Annotated in this window: 3 protein-coding genes, 1 pseudogene and 1 riboswitch; of the genes and pseudogenes, 2 read left to right on the top strand and 2 right to left on the bottom strand. The window is 36.0% G+C overall.

Going from position 1 to position 5,255, the window contains the following annotated elements:
* Both KTHG_RS12085 and thiC read right to left on the bottom strand, forming a co-directional pair.
* On the bottom strand, positions 1 to 479 hold a 479-nt coding region (locus KTHG_RS12085; RefSeq protein WP_186439583.1), incomplete at its 3' end, for a transposase.
* A gap of 417 nt (positions 480 to 896) precedes the next feature.
* A complete protein-coding gene (gene thiC, locus KTHG_RS12075; protein WP_139993865.1) occupies positions 897 to 2,681 on the bottom strand; it encodes a phosphomethylpyrimidine synthase ThiC in 1,785 nt (594 codons plus the stop codon).
* Between the two features lie 147 nt (positions 2,682 to 2,828).
* Positions 2,829 to 2,943: riboswitch (TPP riboswitch) on the bottom strand.
* Positions 2,944 to 3,101: 158 nt separating this feature from the next.
* Here thiC and bluB point away from each other — a divergent pair.
* Together bluB and KTHG_RS12065 are read left to right on the top strand one after the other, a co-directional pair.
* Positions 3,102 to 3,741, top strand: a pseudogene (bluB, locus tag KTHG_RS12070) (5,6-dimethylbenzimidazole synthase).
* A gap of 224 nt (positions 3,742 to 3,965) precedes the next feature.
* Entirely contained in the window at positions 3,966 to 4,520 is a 555-nt protein-coding gene (locus KTHG_RS12065; protein ID WP_186439582.1) for a hypothetical protein, read from the top strand.
* Positions 4,521 to 5,255: the final 735 nt, after the last annotated feature.

Genomic DNA, 5,255 nt, shown 5'->3' with positions numbered 1-5,255 from the left:
CATGAATAACGGTTCGACAGCTGGCGATTATGATACGCTTCAACTTCATCGTTCATCGCCTGTGTCATATTCGAAACCGTTTGCGGTGAGTAGTGATGCCCGTACATTCGTTCAATGAGGTGGGCAATCTCCGTCATCGTAATGCCTTTTTGAAACAAGTGAATGACCGTATTTTCAAGCGTATCGTTCGAGCGTTTATAGGGCGCAATCGTCTGTTGACGAAAATCGCCATTGCGATCACGTGGGATTGCCAGCTTTAAGTCGCCATACTCCGTGTGCAGCGTGCGCTCGTACACACCATTTCGTGAGTTACCCGAGTTAAAGCCGATGATACGGTCGTATTTTTCATAGTACAAAAACGCCGTTAACGCCTGCGCTAACAGCGTATTGACCGCTTTTTCAAGATGACTGCGAAAAACTTCGCTGATATTGCCATTTTGCGCTAGCGTTTGAATGATTTCTGTCGTAAACTTATCCATAGGAAGACCCTCTTTTTAGAATTGGTTGTAGTAACTTTATTCTACCAAGAATTGGCTCTTCTTTTTTTATGGTTTTTTTCATTTACACAAAATATTTTACGCTCTCAAAAAAATATCTATAGAAATGTTCTTTTATTTAAGTAATTGAAGATAAAGAAACCTTGCCCCTTTTAAAGAGATAGGTATTAGGGCAAGGTTTCTTTTAGCATTTTTTAGCTTTCCACTGCTAATAGTATAAAACATTTACTTTATTACACTTGATACATGTTTCATAATATTGATTTCCTTTAAAATGATGATCACAATTTTGTTAAATCTCTTTTAAGCGTTTTTCCAAAAAAGCAAGGTGAGTTTTTAATTGATTGATCTCCTCTTCAATTATTTGGAACTTCAACGTAAACCTCCTAACTACAAGAATTATTGATATAATTTACCACCAGATTCCTTAAACTCTTCAGCTTTTTCCTTCATTCCTTTTTCTATTGCTTCTTTTGTATCAAGCTTGTTTTCTTTCGCGTAATTACGAATATCTTGAGAGATCCTCATGCTACAAAATTTCGGTCCACACATTGAGCAGAAATGTGCTGTTTTTGCACCTTCTGCAGGTAACGTCTCATCATGATATTCTAAAGCGCGTTCAGGATCCAATGATAAATTAAACTGATCTCTCCAACGGAATTCGAAACGAGCTTTTGATAAGGCATCATCTCTTTTGTGTGCGCCTGGATGCCCTTTGGCTAAATCAGCAGCATGTGCAGCTATTTTATAAGTTATAACACCTTCACGAACATCATCTCGGTTTGGTAAACCTAAATGTTCTTTTGGTGTAACATAACATAGCATAGCCGTACCATACCAACCAATCATGGCTGCACCAATCGCAGATGTAATATGATCATACCCAGGAGCTATGTCAGTTGTAAGTGGCCCTAGAGTATAGAAAGGCGCTTCCTTACAAACCTCAAGTTGTTTGTCCATGTTTTCTTTAATAAGGTGCATAGGTACGTGACCTGGACCTTCAACCATTACCTGTACATCATGCTCCCAAGCAATTTTTGTTAGTTCTCCAAGAGTTTCTAATTCTGCAAATTGTGCTTCATCATTAGCATCAGCAATTGAACCAGGACGTAGACCATCTCCTAAAGAGAATGAAACATCATAAGTTTTCATAATCTCACAGATTTCTTCAAAATGAGTATATAAAAAGCTTTCTTTGTGGTGGTGAAGACACCATTGTGCCATAATAGATCCACCCCGGGATACAATACCTGTTAAACGTTTTGCTGTTAACGGAACATATCGCAAAAGAACACCAGCATGAATGGTGAAGTAATCCACGCCTTGCTCGGCTTGCTCAATCAAAGTATCACGGTAAACCTCCCATGTGAGTTCTTCGGCAACACCATTTACTTTTTCAAGTGCTTGGTAGATAGGAACGGTTCCTACAGGAACAGCAGAATTGCGAATTATCCATTCCCTTGTTGTATGAATGTTTTTACCTGTTGATAGGTCCATAATATTATCAGCACCCCAACGTGTGGCCCATGTCATTTTTTCGACCTCTTCTTCGATGGAGGATGAAACAGCAGAATTCCCAATATTTGCGTTGATTTTAACATGGAAATTACGTCCTATGATCATAGGCTCTGCCTCTGGATGATTGATATTAGAAGGGATAATTGCTCGACCTCTTGCAACTTCTTCACGCACAAATTCAGGTTTCATATTTTCCCTTAATGCGATAAATTCCATCTCAGGAGTGATGATGCCCTTCCTTGCATAATGAAGCTGTGTGACATTTCCACCTTTTTTTGCACGTAAGGGTTTACGCTTTAAACCCGGGAACATATTATGATTAGCACGAGGGTCATTCTCATCCTTATATCCATTGTCTTCAGCCTTAACTTCTCTTCCTTCATGTTCCTCAACATCTCCTCGTTCATGAATCCATGTGCTTCGAAGAGGAGGAAGACCTTTTGTAATATCAACTGAATAATTAGTATCCGTATAAGGTCCGCTTGTATCATAGACACGAACTGGTGGATTTTCTTCTTCACCAAAGGCGCCCGTTGTAGGACTTAGTTCAATTTCACGCATTGGTACCTTGATATCGGGTCTTGAGCCTTCAACATAAACTTTTTTACTACCTGAAAAACTAGACATGATGGAAATGCTTTTTTCGTTTAATGAAGTTGTTGACATAGAGTAAATCTCTCCCCTTTTTAAAATTAAAGGACGAGATCTAGAACAATAAAAGAGGAATTAAAGAAATGAATTAAATAAAAAAGCCGAATCCAAAAAGGATGGACCGGCTTTGTATGTAGAAGTTTATTCAATACATGATTACATGATTATTTTTTCTAACTTCCCCACGCTAGTATGATCTAGATCAGGTCCAAAGGGTCAAGAAACTTTAACGTGTTTCTCTCTCAGCCCAACTTATTGGACTCCCCTAGTTATTTCTATTCAATTTGGTTTTAGTATACATGAGTTTTAAGTAAAATAAAAGGAGCAATAAAAAAATATAAAAAACCATTTAATTAAAAGACGGACAGCAACAGGTTTTATTGTTAATATATGAATAAACAATAACATTTTAATTTTTAACGAGAGAGGGAAAATATGTTTACTAAGGAAGAAAAAGAAGCAATATATAAAGTTATTTATCATAGAAGAGACATCCGAAGTTTTTTGTCAACTCCTATCCCAGAAAATACAATACATAAAATACTAAATGCTGCTCATCATGCACCCTCAGTAGGGTTTATGCAACCATGGAATTTTATTTTAGTTTCTTCAAATGAAATTAAAGAAAAGTTAGCATGGGCAGCGGATAAGGAAAGAAGAGCATTGGCTATTCATTATGAAGGAGAAAAAGAAACGAAATTCCTTAGTTTAAAAGTTGAAGGTCTAAAAGAATCTCCTTTAACTATATGTGTAACTTGTGATCCAACAAGAGGAGGTTCGCATATTAGGACGAAATTCAATTCCTGAAACGGATGCTTTATCAACTGCTTGTGCCATTCAAAATATGTGGTTAGTAGCTAGTGCTGAAGGGCTTGCAATGGGCTGGGTAAGTTTTTATAAAAAGAATGATATTAGAGACATTTTAGAAATACCACCACATATTGAGCCTATTGCTCTTATTTCTATTGGTTACACGGATGATTATCCAGAAAAACCCATTCTAGAATTAGCTGATTGGGAAAAAAGGCGTTCTTTAGACAACCTTATTTTCCAAAATAAATGGGGGGAAAATTAAAAAATCTTATTAAAGTGCTCTTTAGTTTAACAAACGAAATAAAAAAACGATTCCGCACAACGTTTAGGAACCGTTTTTTTATGTTGTAATTTGCTTATCGTTGTAAATCCGCATTTTCCTGACGCTACCCCTATTACTAGTTTTAGTTTTATTTCTCTTTACATAACAAAATTACCATATTATAGTTAATAAGGTTTAAAATCACTTATAGAGAGTAGGTTTTTATGATGAAAAAGTGGACAAGTGCACTAATTGCATCTAGTTTAGTATTTTCGACAATCGGAGCAACAACAGTAGCGAATGATGCAAACGCAAAAGAAAGTACTAAAGTTGAAACAGCTGCAGCGGCTAAAAAAACGTTGCTATGGGGATTAAAAGGTGGAGAAACACGAGCACAAATTGAAAAAATGGCAAAGAAAAAGGGATGGAAAGATACCCAGGATACTGGTTACAATAGTGTAGCTTACTACATCCCAGGGAAATTCTATAATCAATCTAAGACTGTGATTCACTTTTACTTTAACAACAATAAGAAAAGAACTTTAACTAATATAAATTATTATTTTAATGTTATGGATGAAAAAAAAGATAATCCGAAAAAGCGTTATACAACAATGTATAAAAAAATGAATACTGATTTAGGAAAAAAAGGTAAGCAAATGACTTACAATGATGAAGAGATTAATTTCATTGAACGCTACGCAACTTGGAAAATCAAGAAAACCAACATCACGTTTTCTGCTCAAAAATATAAAAGTATTATAAGTATAGACTTTTAAAAAACAATAGTTCACCTTCTCCCGTAGTTTTATACTACGGGTTTTTGCGGTTCCCATTTCAGCCACGGAGCATAGAAAATTATACTTTCAGTGGACCGTTGCCGCGAGCATGATACAAAGTTATTTGCAGCCAATTATTAAAAAATGCAATCACGAGTGACAAAGCGAAACACCTGCAAGACGCTTTAGTCGGTGCTGGATTCAAAATTCGCGGTGTGAAGACTGCTGTTTATTATGTGTTGTTCGATAGACGATTTGATGAGATTGTTGAGGCGGTCTTTAGTCTATTGAAGAAGTTAAAATAGTAATTTACCCCCCATAAATTAATACGGGGGGTAAATTATTTAAGCTATTCTATTTCGGATATCTATCGAATTTAACTTTGATCTGTTTTAGTTTCAAAAATTGCAGTGGTAATACTGCTCGTTATTGAGTGGCGAAATAGAAGAAATCACTATTCGCATTAATCAGAAATATGCTGAGTCTCATAAAGATTTAACATTACAGTATCCTTAATAGCCGTTTTTTGTTTTTTTGATAATGTTTTTGTTATTGTTTTATTCTTACCAATATATTTAACCTTTACTTTTGGCACCGTCAATAATTTTGTGTAAATGACTCAACCCAAACTTAGTAGATCGTCACATTTAGCGATCAAACATCGCTTCTAATTCGAACCGTGCTTGGTTAAAACCCATATGACAACGTGCAAGGAAGCGTTCTATGGGTGCTTCA

This window comes from Kurthia sp. Dielmo, from assembly GCF_000307285.2.
Taxonomy (GTDB): Bacteria; Bacillota; Bacilli; order Bacillales_A; family Planococcaceae; genus Kurthia; species Kurthia populi.
This window is presented reverse-complemented; position numbering and strand designations above follow the sequence as displayed.